This window comes from Bradyrhizobium sp. AUGA SZCCT0169 (assembly GCF_018130085.1).
Classification (GTDB): domain Bacteria; phylum Pseudomonadota; class Alphaproteobacteria; order Rhizobiales; family Xanthobacteraceae; genus Bradyrhizobium.
The window spans coordinates 197,946-221,785 of the sequence record NZ_JAFCMC010000007.1 but is presented as its reverse complement, the minus strand read 5'-3'; the positions used below and the strand labels follow the sequence as shown (position 1 = coordinate 221,785).

The window sequence follows — 23,840 nt, the reverse complement described above, 5'->3', positions numbered from 1 at the left end:
ATTTTCCTAGGTCTACCCGTGCTATCTCAGGGCGGACCGGGAACACCGACATGGCCACACGAATTTCTCGTCGAAAATTTCTCTCCTCCACCGCCGCGACGGGATTTGGCGTCATCGCGATGCCCTATCTCAGCCGCGCCGGCGACCGGCCGGTCATCAGCCACGGCGTGCAATCCGGCGACGTCGGCGCCGATGGCGGCGTAATCTGGGCGCGCGCCGACCGTCCCTCGCAAATGATGGTCGAGGTCGCGACATCCGAGTCGTTTGCCAATGCGCGGGCGCTGCCGCCGATCGCAGCACTGCCCGAAAGCGATTTCACCGCCAAGATGCTGCTGGAAAACCTGCCCGCGGGACAAGAGATCTTCTACCGCGTGCGGTTTCGCGATCTGTCGCATATCGACGTCGCGAGCGAGGCCGTTGTCGGCCGCTTCCGCACCGCGCCGGCCGATCGCCGCGATGTCAGCTTCGTCTGGGGCGGCGATGTCGCGGGACAGGGCTGGGGCATCAACCCCGACGACGGCGGCATGTTCACCTTCGCCACCATGCGCAAGCACCGCCCGGATTTCCTGCTGCATTCCGGCGACACCGTCTATGCCGACGGCCCGATCAGGTCCGAGGTGAAGCTTCCCGACGGCAAGGTGTGGAAGAACGTCACCATCGAAGCAAAAGCCAAGGTGGCCGAGACGCTCGACGAGTTTCGCGCGGCCCACAAATACAATTTCATGGACGAACATGTCCGCGCCTTCAACGCCGAGGTGCCGATCTTCGTGCAATGGGACGACCACGAGGTCACCAACAACTGGTCGCCGTCGAAGCAATTGCCGGCCTCCTACAAGGAGCGCGACATCAACCTGCTCGCCGCCCGCGCCGGCCGCGCGTTCCACGAAATGTATCCGATCCGGGAAAGCATTGTGGAGCCGGGCCGGCTCTATCGCACGCTGCATTACGGTCCGCATCTCGACGTCTTCATGCTGGACGAGCGCAGCTATCGCGCCGGCAACGGGCCCAACCTGCAAACCAGCTACGGGCCCGAAAGCTATTTCCTCGGACCGGATCAACTCGCCTGGCTGAAGCGCGGACTGTTGAACTCGCGCGCGACCTGGAAGGTGATCGCCTCCGACATGCCGCTCAGCATCATCGTCTATGACGATGCGGCCAACAAAAAGGGCTCGGAAGCGTTCGCGCAAGGCGACGGCCCGCCGCGCGGCCGTGAACTCGAGATTGCCGATATCCTGCGCTTCATCAAGACATCAGGCGTCGTCAACACGGTGTGGCTGACGGCTGACGTGCACTACGCCGCCGCGCATTACTACAATCCCGATAAAGCGCAATTCCAGGAGTTCGATCCGTTCTGGGAATTCGTCGCCGGCCCGCTGCATGCCGGCACGTTCGGGCCGAACGAACTCGACAACACGTTTGGGCCCGAGGTGAAGTTCATCAAGGCGCCGGGGCCGGACAAGCAGAACCTGCCGCCGTCGGCCGGCATGCAGTTCTTCGGCCACGTCAAGATCGACGGCGCCACCGGACAGATGATCGTGACCTTGCGCGATCGCGCCGACGTCGCACTCTGGTCGACGACGCTCGATCCGCAGCGTACGTAGCGTTTTCGAGCGAAGCGGGAATCGGTTCGCATCGCAATCAAGCTTTGCGCGGATTGCGTAGACTTATCTGCGGTAGAAAACGCGTCAAAACAAAAAGCCGGGGCCGGTTCTGATCCAGTCAGAACCGGCTCCCGGGTGAACCATTCAGGCGGCCCGGAAGCGGACGCATCCACCGCCGATAAATCAGACGCGCTGGTTGGCGTCTCAGCGCCTGACGTTCAGCAACGCGAGCAACGCCTCGGTCGAATAAGGCTTCGCCAGCCGGGGCGTGTTTGCGAACGCCGCCGGGAGCCTGGCGTCGACGCCATAGCCGGTGACGAAGACATAAGGAATTTTCAGCGCGTCCAGCTGTTCGGCAACCGCAAAACTCTTTTCACGAATCAGGCTGACATCGAGCAGGGCAAAATCCGGCGGCCGTTCGGCGATCATGGCGAGGGCCCTGGCCACGGTTTGAGCCGTACGCACGGCCTTTACGCCAAAACCAAGAAGCGTGTCCTCGAAATCGAGTGCGATGATTGGGTCGTCCTCGACGATCAGGACGTCATTGGGCATGCCGTCGGCGACGGGTTGCATTGTACTCGTCTGTCCCAGGTTCACTATTTTTTGTCCGATTGCCGGGCCGAAGCCCCGGAAGGAGGTCCGACGACGCCTTGAAGCGCGGCCATCGGTTCCGGAACTGAAACCATCACACCGTCGTTATGCTGTCTGTTCACTAGTGCACATAAAAACGCGCACAGCTTCGTTATTGTGCGCTTGGGGAACAGAGGAACCTTGGATGCAGGCGCGACGCGAGGAGCCGGCCGGCGCACGGCCGTTCAACAATTTGCTGCGTCGTCTGAACGCGGCCGATTTCGCCCTGGTCGCGCCGAACCTTGCCGAGGTCGATGCCAGTGCCGGCGAAGTGCTCTACAGCCCCGGCGATGACGTCGAGATCGTGCATTTCCCCTGCGGTCCGAGCCTCGTCTCCTACCTGGTCCCCAATGAGGATGGCCGCGATGTCGAGACCATCCTGATCGGCCGCGAAGGCGCGGTCGGCGGCATCGTCAGCCAGGGTTATTTGCCGGCCTATACCCGCATCATGGTCAAGTTCGCCGGGCCGTTCGTGCGGCTGCCGGTCGGAAAGCTCGAGGCCGCCAAGAGGCAATCGGCGACGCTCAGCAACATCTTCGCCCGCTACGCCGACTGCATGCTGGCCCAGATCTTCCAGTCCACGGCCTGCAACGCGATCCACTCGATCGAGCAGCGCACGGCGAAATGGATCATTTCGGCGATGGAACGCACCGACGGCGACGAAGTGGTGCCGCTGACCCATGAGCAGTTGGCGACCCTGCTCGGGGTCGGCCGCAGCTACACCAGCCGGGTGATCCAGACCTTCAAGGCCGAGGGCATGCTGGAGACCCGTCGCGGTTCGATCCTGGTCCGCAACGCCGATGCGCTGCGAATCCGGTCCTGCCTCTGCAATGACGCGGTGAAGGACCATTTCGAGGAGGTTTTGCGGGGGGTCTATCCGGACCCCGAAAAGGGCAATTAGGCGGGCAATCGGGCGAAAATCGGCTAACCAAATGCCAAACAAATCATTGTTTTTTGGCGTTTTCTGACTATATTGCGCCGCAACGCGTAAGGTGTGCCCGGTCCTTTTGGCCGGGCTTCCTTTTTGGGGCCAAGGTCGAGGCCGTTGCCCCTTTCGCATTTCAGGTTTTGAGCACGATCCGGAAAAGTGGGTCCCGGTTTTCCGGCGAGATCGCGCTCCAGCCATTGCACGACCAGAAGAAGAGCCATGAACCTTCGTAACGTCGCCATCATCGCCCACGTCGACCACGGCAAAACCACGCTGGTCGACAAGCTGCTGCAGCAATCCGGTACCTACCGTGACAACCAGCGCGTGGTCGAACGCGCGATGGATTCCAACGACCTGGAGCGCGAGCGCGGCATCACCATTCTGGCCAAGGCCGCCTCGGTGCAGTGGAAAGACACCCGCATCAACATTGTCGACACTCCCGGCCACGCCGATTTCGGCGGCGAGGTCGAGCGCATCCTGAACATGGTGGACGGCGCGCTGGTGCTGGTCGACGCCGCGGAGGGCCCGCTGCCCCAGACCAAGTTCGTGGTCTCCAAGGCGCTGAAGGTCGGCCTGAAGCCGATCGTCGTCATCAACAAGGTCGACCGTCCCGACGCGCGCCCGACCGAAGTCATCAACGAAGTGTTCGACCTGTTCGCCGCGCTCGACGCCTCCGAAGAGCAGCTCGATTTCCCGATTCTTTATGGATCAGCCAAGCAGGGCTGGATGGGCGACAGCCCGGAAGCCTCGCACGAAGCCGGCATGCAGCCACTGTTCGACCTGATCCTGCGCCATGTCGCGCCGCCGACGGTCGAAGAAGGCCCGTTCCGGATGATCGGCACCATCCTCGAAGCCAATCCCTATCTCGGCCGCATCATCACCGGCCGCATCACCTCGGGTTCGATCAAGCCGAACCAGGCCGTGAAGGTGCTCGGTGCCGACGGCAAGCAGATCGAAAGCGGGCGTATCACGAAGATCCTCGCCTTCCGCGGCATCGAGCGGACGCCGCTCGAGGAAGCCGAAGCGGGCGACATCGTCGCCATCGCCGGCCTCACCAAGGGCACCGTCGCCGATACCTTCTGCGATCCGTCCGTTGAAACCCCGCTGGTGGCGCAGCCGATCGATCCGCCGACCGTGTCGATGTCGTTCATCGTCAACAACTCACCGCTTGCCGGCACCGAAGGCGACAAGGTGACCAGCCGCATGATCCGCGACCGCCTGCTGCGCGAAGCCGAAGGCAATGTCGCGCTGCGCGTGGTGGAAGCCACCGACAAGGATGCGATGGAAGTTTCCGGCCGCGGCGAATTGCAGCTCGCGATCCTGATCGAGACCATGCGTCGCGAAGGCTTTGAGCTTTCGGTGTCGCGCCCCCGCGTGGTGCTGAAGAAGGACGAAACCACCGGTGACTGGCAGGAGCCGATCGAGGAAGTCGTGATCGACGTCGACGAGGAGCATTCCGGCGTCGTCGTGCAGAAGATGAGCGAGCGCAAGTCCGAGATGATCGAGATGCGTCCCTCCGGCGGCAACCGCCTGCGGCTGGTGTTCTACGCGCCGACCCGCGGCCTGATCGGCTATCAGGGCGAACTGCTCACCGATACCCGCGGCACCGCGATCATGAACCGCCTGTTCCACGGCTATGCCAACTACAAGGGCGACATCCAGGGCCGTCGCAACGGCGTCTTGATCTCCAACGACCAGGGCGAAGCGGTGGCTTACGCGATGTTCAAGCTGGAAGACCGCGGCCCGATGATGATCGAGCCGGGCTGGAAGGTCTACAAGGGCATGATCGTCGGCGAGCACACCCGCGACAACGACCTCGAGATCAACGTGCTCAAGGGCAAGCAGCTCACCAACATCCGCACCACCTCAAAGGATGAAGCGGTGCGCCTGACCCCGCCGATCCGCATGACGCTGGAAAAGGCGCTGGCCTATATCGAGGACGACGAGCTGGTGGAAGTGACCCCAAAGTCGATCCGCCTGCGCAAGAAGTTCCTCGACGCCAACGACCGCAAGCGCGCGGAAAAGGCCAAGGAGGCGGTGGCCTAAGCACCGCCCGCCTAAACGACTGCGTCAGATCCCGTCGTGCGCGGTGGGATCGTCGCCTTCGTCGACCAGGTCGATGGCGGCGCCGGTATCGGCCAGATCGATGGCCTTGCGCAGCGTGACGATATGCGGCGCCTGACAGGTGTCGGGCGCACGGCGCACGTCCCAATAGGCGGTGTGGGTGAAGAAGTCGTCACCCCCCGCGTTTTTGGTGGAGACCGCGAGATCGACGATGTGATAGCCGAAGATCGGCGATAGCGCGCCGCCGATGGCGTCTCCCCAGAACAGCTGACGCCGGGGAAAATAGATGTTGCTCCACCGGGTCAATCCGAACAACGCGCCGTTGTGAATTTGCTTCCTGTGCGTCGTCGGATTGGTGAAGGTCAGCAAGCCGTCTCGATCGAGCCGTTTCGGCGGGCAGGTCGGAAACTCTCTTTCCCCGACGCGCCGGGCGAAATCATCCTTCAGATCCTGCTCGGTATTCAACCTTCCCTCGGCTTTCAGATCCGCCGCGGTCTTGCCCAGGCACATCAGGAAGTAGGCGTGGGTCAGCGCGCTTCCCAGGGTGACGAAGTCGGTCACCAGCCAGCTCTTGGGTTGCAAGGGATTGGGCTTTTGCTGCTGGGGCGTCGGCTTCGCCGCGGCAGCGGCGATGCTGGCGATCGTGGCGCGCGCCTTGATCCGCAACGCCTTCTTGTCCTCGATCGTTGCCTTGGCGTCTTCCGGCTGCCATTTGGCGCTATCGATGGCGTCAAAATCCGTGCCCAGCTCTTCGACAGGCGGCAACTCATTGCAGACCCGGCTGAAATAGGCGCGCAGCATGTCGTAGGCGACGACGGTACCAAGGCTGTGCGCGACGACGACGATGCGATCGTACTGGCCGGACGCGTGGAGGTTTGCGAGCCGATCCACGGCCTCCTTCCTGATCGCCCGGCGCACCGCCACATTGGCCGGTGAATTGCGGAAGTAGCGCGCGGCATCGCCGAGATACGGCTGCAGGAATGCGGCATTGATGATCAAATAGAGCCCGATCACGGCCGACGCCGCCGCGACGCTCCACGGCGAGTTCAGCGCCCACAACCATGCCTTGATCACGGTCAGGACAAATTCGCTTTCCGGATGCCAGTACCGATCGGCAACAATGAAAATGCCGAACAGGACCACGGAAATGAAGATGGCTCGCCAGAATGCCCGCAGTCCCTGTCGCCCCATGATCAGCAATGTCGCGATCAGCGCAATCAACGTGGGTAGCGCAATCTGCGTGAAGAGTTCGGCACCATCGGGAATCCCGGGATTACCTGCACTCGCAGCAATGCCGGGAAATTTTCTCCCGATCCAGACATAGACCGCGATCAGAACGGCCCCGCCGGCCAACGCGATTGCGAGCAATCCGATGATCCGGACAGCCCCCCATTTCAAGGCGACGAGGAGGCCTAACAGCAGGCTTGCAACCAGCAGCAGGAACGGTGCGACCAGCATGATCTGCGCAACGTTTCGCGAAAACAGCAGAATCCCCTGCAACACCAGCACCGCGAAGGAGAGATTCATCAGGCACAGGAAAATAGCCGCTGCCCACCAAAGCCCGTTCATGCCGAGCTTCATGATCGGCCCCTTCCGGACCAGTTCGTACAGCCAGAGCAGCACTGCGACGGCCTTGGTCTCACTCATCAGGTGAGCCCAATATAATTCGTGGAAATCGACCAGGCGGCCATCCGGCGAATCCGGCACCGTGTTCGTCGTCATCACAGCGAGGTCGATGTCGGAGCCGTCCCTTTCCGGATGCGTCCAGATCCGCTTGCCTTTGTCGGCCGGGTTTTTCTCGTCCAGCCAGACGCCCCGTATCACGCCGCGCACCGTTTCCAGCGCGCGCTGACTGCCGATGCCGTGAACGACAAGGATCGCGGTTCTCTTCCGCGCGGTAGCGGGGTCGAATTCGGCCATAGCTGAAATCCGGATCTGAAATGACGTTAGGGAGAATGATCTATTCAATACAACTACAGGGAGAGAAACAAGCCGCTCTTTTTCGCAAAGATGTCGCACTGCCAGCCGGCAATGATCGAGTTCGGCCAATCGATGCGACCGCATCCCTCCCCTGCCCGCCGTGGACCGGGAGCCCTCTGCGGACCGGCTTCAGGCCCCCTGGCGAACGTGCTAGAGGCTCTGACATGACGACCCTCCCCTCCGAAGTCGATGTTGCCATCATCGGCGCCGGCGCTGCTGGCCTCGGCGCCGCGCATGCGCTGAAACAATCCGGTCTCTCCTGTGTCGTGCTGGAAGCGCGCGACCGCGTCGGCGGCCGTGCCCATACGATAGCGGCCTCGCCCGAGATCACCTTCGACCTCGGATGCGGCTGGTTGCATTCGGCGGATGAAAATTCATTCGTCCCGATCGCCGAGCAACTGAAGTTCGAAATCGACAGGAACCGCCCGCCCTGGCGCGAGCAGGCCCACAACAAGGCGTTTCCGGTTGAGCAGCGGACGGAATTCCTGAGGGCGCTCGATGCCTTCTATGACCGCGCCGAGGAAGCCGCAGAACTGGCCGGGCAGAGCGGCCGCGATGTCGCCGCGAGCCTCTATCTTGAGCCCGGCAATCGCTGGAACCCGATGATCGACGCGATCTCGACCTACGTCAACGGCTGCGAACTGGATCAGGTCTCGATCCTGGACATGGATGCCTATGAAGACACCGAGATCAACTGGCGCGTCCGCCGCGGTTATGGCGCGCTGGTCGCTGCCTATGGCGCCTCGATGCCGCTCGCGCTCAACTGCGCGGTGACGCTGATCGACCATTCGGGAAAGCGCATTCGCGTCGAGACGTCGCGGGGCACGCTGACCGCCGGCAGGGTGATCATCACCGTCCCGACCAACCTGATTGCGGATGAAGCCATCCGCTTTCACCCGGCCCTGCCGGCAAAGCTCGACGCCGCACGCGGCCTGCCGCTTGGTCTCGCCGACAAGGTGATGCTGGCACTTAGCGATGGCGACGCGCTGCCGAAGGATGGCAGCCTGCGCGGCGCCACCATGCGCACCGCGATGGGCACCTATCATCTGCGCCCGTTCGGCCAGCCCTGCATCGAAGGCTTTTTCGGCGGCCGCTTTGCGCGATCGCTGGAAGATGCCGGCCCCGGCGCACTGGCCGCCGAAAGCATCAGCGAGATTGCAGGCTTCCTCGGCAACGACTTCCGCCGCAAGCTGAAGCCGCTCGCGGAATCGCGCTGGGCCCACGAGCCGTTCTCGCGCGGCTCGTATTCCCACGCTCTACCCGGCCACGCCGGCGACCGCGCGGTGCTGGCAGCGCCCGTAGATGGACGCTTGTTTTTTGCGGGCGAGGCAACCTCGCCGGGGTTTTTCTCGACCGCGCATGGGGCACGGGATTCGGGGGAGCGCGCGGCGGGGGAAGTGTTGGCTTTGCTGGCGAAGCAATAGCCCTCAATCCCGTCATTGCCTGCGACAAGCGCGAAGCGTTTGCGCAAGGGAGCGATAGCGACGACGCAATCGATTCCCCAAGCGGTGACATGGATTGCTTCGCTTCGCTCGCAATGACGGTTCGGCGTGAATCTACTCCATCACCCGCGCGCGCATATCGGCATCGGGCACAAAACACTGCTCATACTTGCCGAAAATCCGGTAGCGGTTGCGCGCGACAAGGCTGTAGACGCCGTCGCGCAACGGCTTCGGCACCGCAAACAGCGCGCGCGTCCAGCCCCAGCCCGGCAGCGCGCCGAGCACCGTCAGCGCCGCGTCGGACTTGAAATATGCGACGCCGCCGTGAACGACGGCGTTGGTATCGGGATCGTCGGGGTTGATGCCGAACGCCTGCGCCAGACGCGTGCCGTAGCCGGACTGGATCGGCGTGAAGCGAAAGCGACGCTCGACGTCTCGCATGGCGACGAAGCGGACCCAGCGCGAGCAGAAGATGCAGACGCCGTCGTAGAGGATCACGTCATCGTCCGGCCATGCCGTCATCTGTTGTCCAAGGTAAGCAATGCGACCAACATCAGCACGATCGCCGGTCCCGTCTTGACCAGCGCACCGAGCGGCTCGATCCAGAGATCCGGCGTCAGGATCGCCGCGCCGACCATGTAGCCCAGCGCGACGACGATGCCGGCGACCAGTCCGACCGCGGCGGTGCGACGGAAGGCGATTAACACCCCGATGCTCATATCCATCAGGCTGGTGATAGCAGTCATCGGCGCGACCAGCCATGACGGAAAGCCGTGCGCCCGCAAAATATCGGCGGCGGCGGCAAACGAGATCACCAGCGAGATGAAGCCCGACACGATCCAGAACACCGCAAGGCTGGCGATCACGAGCGCCTTGACCAGGAACAGCCGCGCGAACCATTTGTCCTGGATGGTGGCGGCATGCCCGCCCACCGCCTGCGCCAGCGTCTTCGGCACGATGCCGGTCGCCGCCATCCAGCTTGCGGGATCGCCGGTGACGCCGCGGCGCAGTTCGGCGATCGCCGTGGAGCGCATCGGCGGCATCCAGCCAAGTTTATTGGCGAGATCGCCTGATTTGGCGCCGAGATTGAGCAGAAAACCGGGAAGCGTGATCCGCGGCATGCGGGAGGTGCCGAGCGACCAGCGGAATTGATCGATGACATTGCCAAGCGTGATCGGTTGCGGCTGCATCAGGTCCCAGGTCACGGCGTTTGCCGCGGGATCGCCGATGTCGCGGGCGGCGAGCCAGGCGATGGTCGCGGAAACATCCTCGACCGCCACCGGCTGGAACGGAGTCGCCGATTCATCGCCGGGCAATTGCAGCGGGAATGCCGCCAGCGCGCGCAACATCGCGCTGCCGCCATAGGCCGAAGGCGCCACGACAAAGCCCGGCCGCAGGATTGCGTAGGGAATACCGGAGGCCGCGATCAGCCGCTCTGCCTCGCGCTTGGTCGTGCTAAAGGCGGTGCGGTCGTCATCGGCGGTGCCGGGGATCGAGATGTGAACGAAGCGCACCGCGCGGCGGCTGTCGCGGATCGCCACCAGCAGCCGTTCGACGAAATCGCGATGCACCGCGCGGGTGTCGCTGCCCGGCCCGTCCTGCAGCACGCCGAGGCAATTGACCACGACATCGATCTCGCGCTCGCGGATCAACCGCGCCAGCGAGGCAGCATCCATCGACATGATCGGAAGCTCAAGGTCGGAAGCGCCAGTCTTTTGTGACGGTTCGAAATGCCGCGCGACCCCGACCGCCTGAAAGCCCTGCAATCGAAGATCATCGGTGATGTACCTACCGATCAGGCCGGAAGCGCCGAGGACGAGGATTTTGCGCAATGAATTTTCCGCTTGCATATACCCACCTAAACCGGCTTCGCGATCATCAACCACAGGATCGCCATGACCGAACCAAAGCCTGGAATGCCGAACAGAAACCAGCGCCGGAACAGCGCGAAATAGCGCGGCGGCAGCGCCGCATTCGCAGCCGCGGCGACGCGCGCCAGGTCGCGCATCTCGATCTGCATGAAGATCACCGGCATCCAGAACAGCCCCGCCACCGCATACAGCCCGAGCGAGGCCCAAATCCAGAGTTCGCCAAATCCCGTCGATGACAGCATCATCAAGAGACCGCCGGTAACGGGCTGCAGCAGCACCGCCGTCAGCGTGAACAGCATGTCGGCAATCACCACCGTCGACCCGGTGCGGGCGATGAAGGAAGCATCACCGCTGCGATGCGCCATCAGCATGAAAAACGCGATGCCGCTGCCGGTGCCGAGAATGACGATGGCGCCAAGCACGTGCAGATATTTGATCGCGAAATACAGCGTCATCGTTGCGTCATCGTTTCTTGGCCGGGTTCGGCCCGCGCAGCTTCAAGGCGCGATCGAGTTCACTGGCAGCGCTTGTTACACCAGCTTCGGTTTCCGGCAGCCAGTGCCCTTCACTGCCATAGGCCCCGAGCACGCGGAAATCGACCTTGCCGCCGGCGTTGCGGAACGCGTCCGCCAGTTGCCGCGACAGAACAGGCGAGAAGTAGCTGTCATTGGCCGCCACCAGCCATGTGACGGGCACGCGCGCGGTCTTGCCGAATTCCCGTGCGGCGGCCATCAGGGTGTGCGGCGCGCAGACCTGACCCGGAAAATCATTGGCGCGGCCGCCGCGTCCGGGCGCAAAGGCGATGATCGCGGAGATGTCCTTCGGATCTTCACTGGCCAGCGCCAGCGCGCCCCAGCCGCCGGCCGAGTGCCCGATCACGATCATTCCGTTTGACCGGATGAAGGGTTGCTTGCGCACGAAGCCCATTGCCGCCGCGATGACATCAGCGGTGGCGCGGCCTGACCTGGCGTAATCAGCCTCGTCGCAGCCGCCCTGGTCTTCGAGATATTTGCCGCCCGTGGCGCCATGGCCCGGACGCTCCGGCACCAGCACGGCAAAGCCGCGCGCCACCAGCCAGGCCGCCAGCGCACGGTATTCCGGCTGCGGCATTTGCGCGCGACGCAATACGTTTTGAGTGGTGGCATGCGCAATCAGCGCGAGCGGAAACGGACCGGCGCCCGGTGGACGAAACAACAGCGCATGTGACGGAGGGCCCAGATCGGGCGACGGCACCAGCCATTGCTGCCGGCGATTGGGCTCGCCCTCGGTACCTTGCGCGCCGAGGTTTTGTTGCGCCGCGCCGGTCTCGATGCCGAGCGCGGCGAGGACAACCGCTGCGATAAACACTTTAGCCGGATGCATGAATTGGCCTGGCGGGCTTGGGAAAGGCAGTTGCGACGGTAGTCTTTGGGAAGGAATTGCGAATTCGCCAACAGAATACCGGCGAATCAGATTCAGCACATTTTTCCGTGATCGGATTGCTGGAAGCGTTCTCCGCGATTGTTTTGAGCCTGGTTTTACCCTGCTCCGCATCGGCCAAGTGCCCGGTAAAGTCGGCCTCCTGTCCTCTTTCGGTACAGCCGGGCGGTAAACTGATGCAGAAAATCCACAGGTTAACCGATAATTAACGATGGACCTTGAAGACAACGCGCTGACTTGCTTTGATTGGGTCCATGAGCACAACCCTGATCGAGGTTCGGCCGGCCAAAGCTGCGGATGCAGCCGCGGTGGCGTCCACCCATGACGAAGCCTGGCGCTCGGCCTATCAGGGCATCATTCCCGGCGCCGAACTTGAAAAGCTGATCAACCGCCGCGGCCCGCAATGGTGGGACAGCGCGATCCGCAAGGGCAGCCGCGTCAGCGTGCTGGTGTTCGGCGACAAGGTCGCGGGCTATGCCAACTACGGCCGCAACCGCGCCCGCAGCCTGCATTTCGAAGGCGAAATCTACGAGCTCTATCTGCGTCCGGAATTCCAGGGTCTCGGCTTCGGCCGCCGCCTCTTCACCTCTGCCCGCCGCGATCTCTTGCAGAGCGGCCTCAAGAGCATGGTGATCTGGGCGCTGTCCGACAACGATCCCGCGACGGAGTTCTATCGCGCGCTCGGCGGACGCATGGTCGCCCGCTCGTCGGAGAAGTTCGGACCCAAATCGCTCGACAAGGTCGCCTTCGCCTGGACCAACTGAGCCAAGCCTGAAACGCCAATTTTTTGGGCTGATCGTCATATCAGACGAAAGCGCGAATCACGCCTTCGGTATGGCTTGACCTAGCCTCCCATCATTTCTAATAGCCGCCTGCATGCGATGGATACGCCGGGGATCCAGCGCGGAACACGCGCTTGGCGCATTTGCCAGGCATGACCATCCAGCCAGTCGAAGCACGACTGCGCCAAGCAACCACGGAGCCCTCCATGCGCATTGACGCCATTTCAACCGGTAAGAATCCGCCGCATGACGTCAACGTCATCATCGAAGTGCCGGTCGGAGGCGAGCCGATCAAATATGAAATGGACAAGGAGGCCGGCACGCTGGTCGTCGACCGCTTCCTCTATACGGCGATGCGCTATCCCGGCAATTACGGCTTCATCCCGCACACGCTGTCGGGCGACGGCGATCCCTGCGATGTGCTGGTCGCCAATACCCGCGCGATCGTGCCGGGCGCCGTCATGAGCGTGCGGCCGGTCGGCGTGCTGCTGATGGAAGACGAGGCCGGCGGCGACGAGAAGATCATCGCGGTGCCGACATCGAAACTGACGCAACGCTATGACAAGGTGAAGAACTACAACGACCTTCCCGACATCACGCTGCAGCAGATCCAGCACTTCTTCGAGCACTACAAGGATCTCGAACCAGGCAAATGGGTCAAGGTGCTGCGCTGGGGCGATGCGAACGACGCCCAAAGGCTGATCATCGAGGGCATCGAGCGGGCGCAGGGGAAGAAGTAGGCGGTTAGCGCCCCGGGACCAATTCTTTGTGATAGATCTCGTCATGCCCGGCCTTGTGCCGGGCATCCACGTCTTTGGTCACGCGCAGAAAGAAGGGCGTGGAGGCCGGGACATAGGCGAGCGGAAGCGACGCCGTCCTCCAGACGGCTATGGCGAGCGGAAGCGACGCCGTCCTTCAGACGGCTATGCCCGGCCATGACGGAGAGTCCGATGCGACGGCTGGTCAGAATTATCCGCAACCTCGCGCTGCTCCTGATCGCTGCTATCGTGATTCTCGCCGGCGTGCTGGCGTTCAACGTTAGCACCCATAGTTCGCGGCAAATTCAGGTCGCGGCCATCCCGCGCGTTGCGGTCGACGCGCAAGCCGTTGCGGCGCGCCTCAGCGAGGCGATCCGCTTTCGCACCATTTCGAGCCACGAAAAGCCCGACCAGCACGCCGAGGCCTTGCGCGGCATGCAGGCGCATATCGAGAAGAGCTTTCCGGCGTTCCACGCCGTGGCGAAGCGCGAGATCGTCGGCCAGTACAGCTTGCTCTACACCTGGGAGGGCTCCGATCCAAAGCTGCCGCCGATCGCGCTGCTCGCGCATCAGGACGTGGTGCCGGTCGCGCCCGGCACCGAGAAGGACTGGCAGCAGCCGCCTTTCGATGGCGTCATTGCCGATGGTTTCATCTGGGGCCGCGGCTCCTGGGATGACAAGGGCAACCTCTATTCGATGCTGGAGGCCGCCGAGACGATGACCAAGGGCGGCTTCCGGCCGAAGCGAACGATCTACTTTGCCTTTGGCCACGACGAGGAAACTGCCGGCACCGCGGGCGCCAAGGCCATCGCGGCGCTATTGGCCTCACGCGGCGTCCGCCTCGATTTCGTCGTCGACGAGGGCCTCCTGATCACCGAAGGCATGATCAAGGGCCTCGACAAATCAGCGGCTCTGATCGGCGTTGCCGAAAAGGGCTACGCCTCGCTGGTCTTGAACGTGCAGGCAACGCCCGGCCATTCCTCGATGCCGCCGCGCGACACCGCGATCGGCATGCTGAGCGCGGCGCTGGCGCGGCTCGAAGACAACCGCCTGCCGATGCATATCCGCGGCACGGTCGCCGAAATGTTCGACACGCTGGCGCCGGAGATGAACGGCTTCAACCGCGTGGTGCTGTCGAACCTGTGGCTGTTCAAGCCGCTGTTGCTGCGCGAGTTCGAGAAGAAAGGCCCGAGCGAGGCGACGATCCGCACCACCACGGCGCTGACGATTTTCAATGCCGGCGACAAGGACAACGTGCTGCCCGGCAACGCCGAGGCCGTCGTCAACTTCCGCATGATCCCGGGCGACACCCAAGCGAGCGTCACCGACCATGTGCGCAGCACGATCCGCAACGATCGCATTTCGATCAAACCGTTCCCCGGCAATACCGATCCGCCACCGGTGACGGGTACCGCGAGCCCGTCGTTCCAGATGCTCAACCGTACCATCCGCGAGGTTTTTCCTGATGTCATCGTGGCGCCCGGACTGATGGTGGGCGCGACCGATTCGCGCCACTTTGCCGGGATCACCGACAAGATTTTCCGCTTCTCGCCGGTGCGCGCCAATACCGACGATCTGAAGCGCTTCCACGGCACCAACGAACGCCTCAGCCTGGACGGCTATGCCGACATGATCCGGTTTTATCGGCGGCTGATCGAGAACGCGGCGGGATAGCCCAAGCTCTCACCTCCGTCATTGCGAGGAGCACTTGCGACGAAGCAATCCGACTATCCGTTTTGCCACGCTATGGATCGCTTCGCGGAGCCTGTCATCGGGCGCGCATTCGCGCGACCCGTTGGCTCGCAATGACGACGGAGAGATCTGCGCCTCGCCTCACACCGCCGGCTTCGGCAGCCCGTGTATCGCGCACGCCGCGCGCAGCGTGTTCACCAGCAGGCACGCCACCGTCATTTGCCCGACGCCGCCGGGCACCGGCGTGATCGCACCGGCGACGTTGAGCGCTTCGGCATAGGCGACGTCGCCGACCAGGCGCGTTTTGCCGTCGGCGGCCGGCAGGCGGTTGATGCCGACGTCGATCACGGTAGCGCCCGGCTTGATCCAGTCGCCGCGCACCATTTCCGGCTTGCCGACGGCCGCATAGACCAGATCGGCGCGGGCGCATAATTGCGCCAGATCGCGCGAGCGCGAATGCGCGATCGTCACCGTCGCGTTTTCATTGAGCAGCAATTGCACCAGGGGACGGCCGACCAGGTTGGAGCGGCCGATCACGATGGCGTTCATGCCCTCGAGCGAGGCATGCACGCTCTTGGTGAGAATAATGCAGCCGAGCGGCGTGCACGGCGACAGCGCGGCAAAGCCGCCGGCCAGGCGCCCGGCATTGTTCGGATGCAGCCCGTCGACATCCTTGGCGGGATCGATCGCATTGATGACGGTTTCGGTATGCAGCGATTTCGGCAGCGGCAGTTGCACGAGAATGCCATGCACTGCGGGATCGCGATTGAGTTGCGCGATCAACGCCAGCAAGTCCGCCTGCGCGACGTCTTCGGGCAGCACGTGCTCGAACGACGCCATGCCGGCTTCCTGGGTCTGCTTGTGCTTGCTGCGGACATAGACCTGGCTCGCCGGGTCGCTGCCGACCAGCACCACCGCGAGCCCCGGCGTAATCTGATGCGCGGCCTTGATCAGTGCGACCTCGCCGGCAACGCGGCCACGCAGCTCTGCTGCAATGATCTTTCCATCGATGATGCGAGCGGTCATCTCAATCCTTCGTATCCGGTTTGGCTGCAGTCAGCCTGCGCAAGGTATCGCCGAGCGATTTGGGATCGCCGCCGATGGCGACCTGCTTGAGGCGCGATGTCGTGCCGGACAGGATCTTGACCCTGGCCTTGGGCACGCCGAGCGCCTTTGCCATCAGTTCCATGACCGCGCGGTTGGCCTCGCCGCCCTCGGCGATGACGCGAACCCGCACCTTGACCACGGAACGCCCGTTGGCGAGCGTCTCAATCCCGTCGATGTCGTCGCGGCCGCCGCGCGGCGTGACCCGCAGCGCCACGCTGATGCCCTCGGTAGAGTAACGCCAAGGATCCATCAACCCTCGATCAGATGACGTTCGGATAGATGTAGTAGGCGATCACCCGCTGGATGAACATGATGATCAGGATCAGGATGATCGGCGAGATATCGAGGCCGCCCAGACTGGGCAGCATCCGGCGTATCGGCGCCAGCACCGGCTCGGTGATCCGGTACAGGAATTCGGCCACGGCCGCGACGAACTGGTTGCGCGTGTTCACGACATTGAAGGCGATCAGCCAGGACAGGATGGCGGAGGCGATCAAGAGCCAGATATAGAGGTCGAGGACGATGGAGATGATGTCGAGGACAGCGCGCATGATGGAGGGGGCTCGCAGGTGGGGTAACCTGCTAGATATCGGTTCGTCCCCCCGCAAACAAGGGAAGTTCCCATCAAAAAGACCCCGGAATCGCCGCTTTAACCGTTCTTGACTTGACCTTGGGCCGGACTGTAAATGGCGCCGATTGCCGGTCGCCTGTTCTCAGTTTGGGCGGCCGCGACGGGGCCATAGCTCAGCTGGGAGAGCGCGTCGTTCGCAATGACGAGGTCGGCGGTTCGATCCCGCCTGGCTCCACCAGCCTTCGCTTGCTTCGCAAGCTACGGCTCGGCAAGCCACGCCGTGGCCTATCGTAGCGAAGCTAGCGAAGGCTGCCGCGCCATAGCCCGAAGGGCGACGGCGGGCTGGTTCCACAAGCACACAACCCCCTCACCTCCCCGTAAACCTCGGCGGCCGCTTCTCCATAAAACTCGCCACGCCCTCTTTGAAGTCGCTGCCCTTGAGCGCAATCTGCATTTCCCGGTTGGCGTCGATGGTGGCTTCGGCGAGCGTCTGGAACGGCACGTCGTAGAGCTGGCGCTTGATCACCGAGATCGCGCTGGGCGAGACGAAATCGGCGAGGTCGCGGGCATAGGCGTAGGTCTGCTCGCGCAGCTGATCCGGCGGATAGAGCCGGTTGACGAGGCCGATGCGCAGGGCTTCCTCGCTGGAGACGCGGCGCGAGGACATCAGCAGATCGAGCGCGTTGGCGTGGCCGACGATTCGCGGCAGCATCCAGCTGATGCCATGCTCGGCGATCAGCCCGCGGCGCGAGAACGCGGTCGTGAACACGGTGTTGTCGGCGGCAAAGCGCAGATCGCAATACAGCGCATGCACGAGGCCGATGCCGGCGGTGGCGCCGTTCAGCATGCCGATCACCGGTTTTGGAATCGCCGGATAATAAGCGTAGCGCGTCTGCCAGTCGGCGCGCCGGTTCATGTCGAACGGCGTGTTCTCGCCGCGCCTGACCTCGTTGGGATCGATTCCCTTCAGCCCTTCCATATCGGCGCCGGCGCAGAACGCGCGCCCCGCGCCTGTCAGCACGATGACGCGCACATTGTCGTCGGCAGCGGCGGTTTCCATCGCATGGCGCACGTCGCGCTCCATGATCGCGGTCCAGGCGTTCATGCGGTCCGGCCGGTTGAGCGTGATGGTCGCGACCTTGTCGCTCACGTCGTACAGAATGTGTTGGTAGGTCACCGCGATCTCCCTGTTGTTTTCTATTGTTGAATTTCGCGCGCGAGCCTTTTCGGCCACGCCATGCGGACAGATTAGCACATCTGATGGTTTTGAAAGGCGCGTGGAGGCGCGGGGAAATTCCGCGTGGCGGCTATTCGGCCGCTTCCGACATGATCGACATCGGCATGCGCTTGAGCCAGCCGGAGATGAATTGCTGCAGCCACGCGCGCTCGGCGACGTCGTGCACCGCGCGATCGGCGAAGTGCGAATGCGGCGCCCGCGCACCCGGCAAATCCATTGTCTCGCAGCGCGTGGTCCAGCGATGCATCATCGCGTAGGTCACGTCGGGATGAAACTGGAAGCCGAAGGCATGGCCGGACTGGAATGCCTGCACCGGAAAGTCGTCGCCCTCCGCCAGCAATTCGGCGCCGGCCGGCAGCTCGAACCCCTCGCGGTGCCAGTGGTAAACCTGATCCGGCCAGTTCGGGCAGACCGCGTGGCCGGCTTGCGTCGGACGGATCGGGTAGTAGCCGATCTGGGTACGGCCCTGCGGATGGGGTGCTACCGGCGCGCCCAATTGTTTGGCGAGCATCTGGGCGCCGAGGCAGACGCCGAGGAACGGCCGCTGCTCGCGCAGGGCAATTTCGATCCAGTCGATCTCCCGGCGCACATATTCGTCGCCGTCGTTGGCGCTCATCGGGCCGCCGAAGATCACCGCACCGGCATGCAGATCCAGCGTTTCCGGTAGGGGGTCGCCGAACCTCGGACGCCGAATGTCGAGGGTATGCCCCAGCGCACGCAGCGCGTTGCCGACCCGGCCCGGCGTCGAACTCTCCTGGTGCAGAACGATCAGGACCGGCAGCAGAGGCGGCAGCAGAGATTCCGGCGCGGCAGCCAGCGCCCTTCGCCCCGGAAAGGGCAGGACGTTTTCGCCATTTTTTCGCGACCGGAACGACATCGATGTGCTCAGGACCTCAAACCAAAACCATACCTAAGTGAGTCTTAATTTCAGGTGAGTTCATGCGGGGCCTGCAGATATTTGCAAATATCTGTAAGCAAATCGCGGGCCAGAGCGTCTGTGAGGCGCGTCACGCCGCCTTTTAGCGCTTGCGCAGCTGGAAACGGCAGACCGCCGCCAGGATGAAAGAGCGCGGAAACAACCGCAGCAGGAACGGCACGATCTTGATGCCAATACCGGGCAACACCGCGCGCTTGTCGGCCATCAGGCCGTCATAGGCCTGCCTGGCGACATCGGCGGGCAGGACGTTGAGGATGGCCGAATCAAATCCGGGCGCGAAGCCGGCGCGGGCCTGAAACTCCGACGGCACCGGGCCGGGACACACCACGGTCACGCGCACGCCCCGGGGCGCCAGTTCCGCCCGCATCGCTTCGGTGAACGACAAGACATAGGCCTTGGACGCGTAATAGACCGCCATGCCCGGGCCCGGCAGAAAACCCGCGATCGAGCCCAAATTGAGCAGGCCGCCGCGATGGCGGATCAGCTGATCGGCAAACCGCAGCGACAGATCGGTCAGCGCGCGGATGTTGACCGTTATCATGTCGAGCTGATCGGCGCGATCGCGCTGGATCGCCTTGCCGAACACACCGAAGCCCGCATTGTTGACGACATATTCCACTTCGACGCCGGCCGCCGTCAGTGCGTCGGCAATCCGGTCGGTTGCCCCCGTTTGGGTGAGGTCGCAGGGAATCACGATCGGCGCCGCACCGCCTGCCGCGGTGATTTCAGCCGCCAATGCCGTCAACCGGTCCTCGCGCCGCGCCACCAGCGCCACGCGATGGCCCCTGGAAGCAAACACGCGCGCCAGTTCGGTGCCGATGCCCGCCGATGCACCGGTAATCAGCGCCACACGCTCAGTCACGATCGAGTGCTCTTAAAATGAATTACGGAAATGCCGCCCAACGGGAGAACGAGAGCATAGGCTTGTGGTGCGACGCAAGCCACCCCGCGAGCATATCGCCACGCAAAGGCACGCGCCTGCTGAATCGAAGTCCAGTATTTTCAGGGTCTATCGCGCGTCGGGATCGCGGGCCGCGCTCCACATTAAAGTTTCGTCATCTGCGGCTAGGCACAGCGCTTAAGTTGTCGCGTCGGCCGCCTTCGACGCGCCCGCGAGGGGCTTGCCTTGAGACTTGCCTTCGGAATTCCCTTGCCGCTCCGCGACACGGCGCTTGAGATCGATCCGGTCGCGCGACGAGACGCCCAGGAGATCTGCGGCGCGCCAGAGCACGTTATCCTCGAACTCGGTGACGTCACCGTCGGCATAGACCATTTCCCACATCATCTCGACGATGCGGAGCCTGCCCTCCTCATTCACGCTGCGCATGATGACGCTGGTGAAATGATAGAGATCGACCGCGTCGCCTTCGACCCGCGTCGCCGAGGCAATCAATCGGTCCGCGGTGCCGGGATCGAGCTCAAAGCGGCTTTCGATCAGGCTGTGCAATTTGCGCTTCTCCAGCGCCGTCGGTTCGCCGTCGAGCGAGATGACGTGAACCAGCAGCGCCGTCGCCGCCAGAAGATACCCGGTATCGTCGAACGCCCGATCCTGATTCGCATCGGGAGAGACAATGTCGGCGATGAATTGGCGAAGTCCGTCGAGCATCGGCACCTCTATGGAACGAAGATTGATAGCGGTTATATGGCGTGGAAAATCAGGCCGCGCAATGCGCGGGGGCTACCGGGGAAGCATTACGTTTAGGCAATCTGGATCACGTCGTCATTCCGGGGCGATGCAACGCATCGAATCCGGAATCTCTAGGTTCCGGGTCTGGTCCTTCGGACCATCCCGGAATGACGGACCCACCTCTACGGTATTTCGTACACCACGATCTTGTCGGCGATGCCGCGCAGCGCCGCCTGTTTTTGGATCGGCTTGATCGCTTCCCTCTCGAGGATGCCGGCAACCGCAGGCGACTCGATCACCGGACCGGTGATGTGCATCTCCTGCGAGGTCGACAGGCTCTGCACACGGGCGGCGATATTCACGGTCTGGCCGAAATAGTCCTGCCGCTCGTTGAGCATGACGGCAAGACACGGGCCCTCGTGAATGCCGATCTTGACGACGAGGTCCTCGGTGCCGCGCGCAGCATTGAGGGCGTCCATCGCGGAGCGCATGCGCAAGCCCGCAACGATAGCATGTTCGGGCTTGATGAACGTCGCCATCACGGCATCGCCAATCGTTTTGACGACGGCGCCCTTTTCCGACGAGATGATTTCCAGCAGCGCGTGGAAATGCGCGCGCACCAGATCGAACGCGGCGAGATCGCCGACCCGCTCGTACAGAGCGGTCGATCCTTTCAGATCGGTGAACAGGAAGGTCAGCGACGTGATCTTGAGGCGTTGATCGACGCTGAGATTGTCGGCCTTGAACACGTCGCGGAAGGTCTGGTTCGACAGCATCCGCTTGGCCGTGAGAAACGGCTTCCGCTTGCCGATCAGGTGATGCATCACATCACCCGCGATAAAGACCGTAGGCAACGTCCGCACATCGGCCTGATTGTCGAGCGACAATCGCAGCGGTCCCGGACGCATGGTCCTCGTTCCGCCCGTCGGCGTCGCGGTCTTGTTGTAGACCAGCGACAGCTGCTGGCGTTCCTTGGTCGGCTCGCCCTGAACGTCGATGAACTCCGCCGAATGCGTCACCGGTTCGAACACGATGATGAATTCTTTCGGCAATTGCAGCGACAGCACCGCCTTCTCGCCCGCCGGTAGTTCGAGCGTATCCAGTGTCACTTCGTCGGCCAGCGTCGCGATATCAGCCGCGTCGAAATCGATGCCCGAACTCCAGAACATCTGCTTGTAGTATTCCCAGACCGGCAGCGTATTGGGATCATGCGCGGCGATGCGCCTGACCCGGGGGCTGACGGTAAAGGCCACCTCGACCTGCTCGTCGACCGAGGCCTCGTAACCGCAGGCGCAAAGGCCGCAATGGTAGTCATGCGGAGACAGCGATTTCAGCGTACTGTGGGCGCCGAGCACACCGCCGCAACCGGGGCACAACACGTTCCAGGTCAGGTCGAACAATCCAAGCCGCGACGCGTGCAGAAAGCCCGAAATCACCCGCTCTTCGTCCAGCCCGCTCCGTTTCGCAAAATCCAGCACATTGATGCGGTTGAGCTCATGGTCCTGGCCGTTCTCGACCGCAAGCCGGATCGCATCGGCGACCGCGGGATCGGCGGTCTGATTGAGCATCGAAAATTGCGCTTTGACGTCACTCATGATCGCAGCCTAAAGCAGATTGGGCGGACCACCAAGTCAGGCAATGCGCTATGCGCATCACCGCGGCACGATGGCAAACAGCGGTGAGCGGTCCGGCTGGGTCGTCACCACGCCGACCGGCATCACCGGCGCGTTGTCGACCATGCTGACACGGAACGCGCCGATCATCTTGGCCAGCGCCAGCACCGCCTCGACCAGCGCGAAATGCGCGCCGATGCAGACGCGCGCGCCGACACCGAACGGCAGATAAGCGAAGCGATCGGGCGGCGTCCCCGTCATGAAGCGCGAAGGCACGAACGCGTTCGGATCGCGCCACAGTTTTTCATGCCGGTGCAGCAGCCACGGCGCGATCAGCACGACGTCGTTTTTCTTCACCGGCATGCCGCCGATCGTATCCGGCCCGGCTGCCGCGCGAATGATCAGGAAAGCGGGCGGGTAAAGCCGCATGGTCTCGTCGACCACCGCGCGGGTGAATTTCAACCGCTCGATCTCGAGCTCGCCATTGACGCTCGCGCCCTGCACTTCGGACGCCAGTTTTTCCTGGGTCGCGGGATCGAGCGCGAGCAGATAGAGCGACCAGAACAGCGCGGTGGCCGTCGTCTCGTGGCCGGCGAGAATCATGGTCGCGACTTCATCGCCGAGCTGTTCGTCGGTGAAGGCCTCGCCGGTTTCGGGATCGCGCGCCGCGCCCATCAGGTCGAACAGATCGCGCGGCGGGGCGCCTTCGGTCTTGCCGGCGGCGCGGCGCTCGGCCATCAGCACACCGACAAAAGCCGTCCAGCGCTTGCGGAAGCGGGCGCGCGCGAAATCCTGCGGGCTTGGCCAGCGCGGCGGCAGCAGAATGTCGAGAAAATGCGGCGACGCCAGCCGCTCGCCATACTCCGTCACGAAATTGCGCAAGGCGGCGCCGTGGCGGTCCATCCCGAACGAAAACATCGTGCGTCCGGCAATCTCGAGCGTCATCCGCTGCATGACCTGGCGCAGATCCACCGGCGCATTGCTGGCGGCCCTGAGCTTGGCGATGGTCTGGTCGGTTGCCGACAGCAGGTGCGGAACCAGCGTCGTCACCGCGCGCGGCGTGAAGGCCGGCGACAGCGTTCGGCGCTGATGTTTCCAGGCGCGTCCCTCGGCGGTCAACAATCCGTCGCCGACCAGCGGCCGCAGCACACGGAAGCTGGCCGGCGTGCGCGTATAATTCTCGTAATTGTCGACCAGGACATGCCGGATGGCGTCCGGCGTGTTGAGAATGAAAGTGCTGCGCCGGAAAAAACGGCCGCGGACGATGTCCTCTTCATAGGCCCGCTGGCCCCAGCTGCCGATCACGTTCTCGCGGATCGCCTTGATCCGCCGCAGCATCGTCATGTCGTCGGGCGCACGCGGCGGGCTCGGTGGCACCAGCGGCCGCGCGAGCGGCATGTCGTAGGCTTCGGCAATGCTCATAGGCGCCACTTTCGTCGCCCGGATGAGCGAAGCGATATCCGGGATGGTGCCAAAGCCCCGCATATCGCTGCGCTCATGCGGGCCAAGATCTTATCCAAGATTCAATCTATGTCTCCGATCCCGGCATGACAAAGGCGCCGGCACCGGTAATAGTCGAGA

Annotated in this window: 23 protein-coding genes and 1 tRNA gene; 8 read left to right on the top strand and 16 right to left on the bottom strand. The window is 63.3% G+C overall.

The window, feature by feature from the left end; genetic code table 11:
• The first annotated feature begins 50 nt into the window (after positions 1-50).
• Positions 51-1,601 (top strand): alkaline phosphatase, encoded by a 1,551-nt coding sequence (locus JQ609_RS11740; RefSeq protein ID WP_212273537.1) that lies wholly within the window; start codon positions 51-53, stop codon positions 1,599-1,601.
• Positions 1,602-1,805: 204 nt separating this feature from the next.
• Here the strand turns inward: JQ609_RS11740 and JQ609_RS11735 are convergent, their stop codons facing one another.
• A complete protein-coding gene (locus JQ609_RS11735) occupies positions 1,806-2,174 on the bottom strand; it encodes a response regulator (protein ID WP_212210334.1) in 369 nt (122 codons plus the stop codon).
• A gap of 202 nt (positions 2,175-2,376) precedes the next feature.
• Between JQ609_RS11735 and JQ609_RS11730 the strand changes: the two genes are divergently transcribed.
• Positions 2,377-3,132: a Crp/Fnr family transcriptional regulator gene (locus tag JQ609_RS11730; protein WP_212210333.1), complete on the top strand. Its 756-nt coding sequence runs from the start codon at positions 2,377-2,379 to the stop codon at positions 3,130-3,132.
• A 23-nt stretch (positions 3,133-3,155) separates the two neighbouring features.
• On the opposite strand, the gene JQ609_RS11725 is transcribed toward JQ609_RS11730, so the two are convergent.
• Positions 3,156-3,380, bottom strand: coding sequence for a hypothetical protein (locus JQ609_RS11725; RefSeq protein ID WP_192739380.1), 225 nt, complete (start codon positions 3,378-3,380; stop codon positions 3,156-3,158).
• Here JQ609_RS11725 and typA point away from each other — a divergent pair.
• Entirely contained in the window at positions 3,379-5,205 is a 1,827-nt protein-coding gene (typA, locus tag JQ609_RS11720; protein ID WP_212210332.1) for a translational GTPase TypA, read from the top strand. The genes JQ609_RS11725 and typA overlap by 2 nt on opposite strands.
• A 24-nt stretch (positions 5,206-5,229) precedes the next feature.
• Here the strand turns inward: typA and JQ609_RS11715 are convergent, their stop codons facing one another.
• A complete protein-coding gene (locus JQ609_RS11715) occupies positions 5,230-7,143 on the bottom strand; it encodes a hypothetical protein (RefSeq protein WP_212273536.1) in 1,914 nt (637 codons plus the stop codon).
• A gap of 224 nt (positions 7,144-7,367) precedes the next feature.
• Between JQ609_RS11715 and JQ609_RS11710 the strand changes: the two genes are divergently transcribed.
• Complete coding sequence (locus JQ609_RS11710) at positions 7,368-8,627, top strand: NAD(P)/FAD-dependent oxidoreductase (RefSeq protein ID WP_212273535.1); 1,260 nt, start codon at positions 7,368-7,370, stop codon at positions 8,625-8,627.
• A gap of 132 nt (positions 8,628-8,759) precedes the next feature.
• Here the strand turns inward: JQ609_RS11710 and JQ609_RS11705 are convergent, their stop codons facing one another.
• The 4 genes from JQ609_RS11705 to JQ609_RS11690 are packed head-to-tail and all read right to left on the bottom strand — an operon-like array spanning position 8,760 to position 11,878.
• Positions 8,760-9,167, bottom strand: a complete 408-nt coding sequence (locus JQ609_RS11705; protein WP_212273534.1) for a thiol-disulfide oxidoreductase DCC family protein — start codon at positions 9,165-9,167, stop codon at positions 8,760-8,762.
• The gene (locus JQ609_RS11700) at positions 9,164-10,477 is read right to left on the bottom strand and encodes an SDR family oxidoreductase (protein WP_409410555.1); all 1,314 of its coding nucleotides are present in this window, start codon (positions 10,475-10,477) and stop codon (positions 9,164-9,166) included. Before JQ609_RS11700 ends, JQ609_RS11705 begins: the two co-directional genes overlap by 4 nt.
• A 26-nt stretch (positions 10,478-10,503) precedes the next feature.
• Positions 10,504-10,971: a DUF2269 domain-containing protein gene (locus tag JQ609_RS11695; protein WP_212273532.1), complete on the bottom strand. Its 468-nt coding sequence runs from the start codon at positions 10,969-10,971 to the stop codon at positions 10,504-10,506.
• Between the two features lie 7 nt (positions 10,972-10,978).
• The gene (locus tag JQ609_RS11690; protein ID WP_212273531.1) at positions 10,979-11,878 is read right to left on the bottom strand and encodes a S9 family peptidase; all 900 of its coding nucleotides are present in this window, start codon (positions 11,876-11,878) and stop codon (positions 10,979-10,981) included.
• Between the two features lie 311 nt (positions 11,879-12,189).
• Here JQ609_RS11690 and JQ609_RS11685 point away from each other — a divergent pair, with 311 nt between their 5' ends.
• The 3 genes from JQ609_RS11685 (at position 12,190) to JQ609_RS11675 (ending at position 15,149) form a co-directional block, all read left to right on the top strand.
• Positions 12,190-12,699: a GNAT family N-acetyltransferase gene (locus JQ609_RS11685; protein ID WP_192739389.1), complete on the top strand. Its 510-nt coding sequence runs from the start codon at positions 12,190-12,192 to the stop codon at positions 12,697-12,699.
• A 224-nt stretch (positions 12,700-12,923) separates the two neighbouring features.
• On the top strand, positions 12,924-13,457 hold the full coding sequence (gene ppa, locus JQ609_RS11680; protein ID WP_212210325.1) for an inorganic diphosphatase: 534 nt from the start codon (positions 12,924-12,926) through the stop codon (positions 13,455-13,457).
• Between the two features lie 210 nt (positions 13,458-13,667).
• Positions 13,668-15,149, top strand: coding sequence for a M20 family peptidase (locus JQ609_RS11675; RefSeq protein WP_212273530.1), 1,482 nt, complete (start codon positions 13,668-13,670; stop codon positions 15,147-15,149).
• Between the two features lie 159 nt (positions 15,150-15,308).
• Here the strand turns inward: JQ609_RS11675 and folD are convergent, their stop codons facing one another.
• From folD to JQ609_RS11660, 3 genes are read right to left on the bottom strand one after another with little or no spacing between them, the layout of a single operon-like run.
• Entirely contained in the window at positions 15,309-16,193 is an 885-nt protein-coding gene (gene folD / locus JQ609_RS11670) for a bifunctional methylenetetrahydrofolate dehydrogenase/methenyltetrahydrofolate cyclohydrolase FolD (RefSeq protein WP_212273529.1), read from the bottom strand.
• Position 16,194: 1 nt separating this feature from the next.
• A complete protein-coding gene (locus JQ609_RS11665) occupies positions 16,195-16,524 on the bottom strand; it encodes a DUF167 domain-containing protein (RefSeq protein WP_212273528.1) in 330 nt (109 codons plus the stop codon).
• 10 nt (positions 16,525-16,534) lie between these two features.
• A complete protein-coding gene (locus JQ609_RS11660) occupies positions 16,535-16,825 on the bottom strand; it encodes a YggT family protein (protein WP_192739394.1) in 291 nt (96 codons plus the stop codon).
• Between the two features lie 182 nt (positions 16,826-17,007).
• Here JQ609_RS11660 and JQ609_RS11655 point away from each other — a divergent pair.
• A tRNA-Ala gene (locus tag JQ609_RS11655) sits at positions 17,008-17,083 on the top strand.
• Between the two features lie 129 nt (positions 17,084-17,212).
• On the opposite strand, the gene JQ609_RS11650 is transcribed toward JQ609_RS11655, so the two are convergent.
• The 6 genes from JQ609_RS11650 to JQ609_RS11625 form a co-directional block, all read right to left on the bottom strand.
• A complete protein-coding gene (locus tag JQ609_RS11650; protein WP_212273527.1) occupies positions 17,213-18,022 on the bottom strand; it encodes an enoyl-CoA hydratase in 810 nt (269 codons plus the stop codon).
• 130 nt (positions 18,023-18,152) lie between these two features.
• Positions 18,153-18,959 carry a glutamine amidotransferase gene (locus JQ609_RS11645; protein WP_212273526.1) on the bottom strand — a complete coding sequence of 269 codons (807 nt, stop codon included), beginning with the start codon at positions 18,957-18,959 and terminating at the stop codon, positions 18,153-18,155.
• 142 nt (positions 18,960-19,101) lie between these two features.
• Positions 19,102-19,881, bottom strand: coding sequence for an SDR family oxidoreductase (locus JQ609_RS11640; RefSeq protein ID WP_212273525.1), 780 nt, complete (start codon positions 19,879-19,881; stop codon positions 19,102-19,104).
• A gap of 216 nt (positions 19,882-20,097) precedes the next feature.
• The gene (locus tag JQ609_RS11635; protein ID WP_212210318.1) at positions 20,098-20,625 is read right to left on the bottom strand and encodes a TerB family tellurite resistance protein; all 528 of its coding nucleotides are present in this window, start codon (positions 20,623-20,625) and stop codon (positions 20,098-20,100) included.
• Positions 20,626-20,828: 203 nt separating this feature from the next.
• Positions 20,829-22,241 carry an adenylate/guanylate cyclase domain-containing protein gene (locus tag JQ609_RS11630; RefSeq protein ID WP_212210317.1) on the bottom strand — a complete coding sequence of 471 codons (1,413 nt, stop codon included), beginning with the start codon at positions 22,239-22,241 and terminating at the stop codon, positions 20,829-20,831.
• A gap of 57 nt (positions 22,242-22,298) precedes the next feature.
• Positions 22,299-23,681 (bottom strand): cytochrome P450, encoded by a 1,383-nt coding sequence (locus JQ609_RS11625; protein ID WP_212273524.1) that lies wholly within the window; start codon positions 23,679-23,681, stop codon positions 22,299-22,301.
• Between the last annotated feature and the right edge of the window lie 159 nt (positions 23,682-23,840).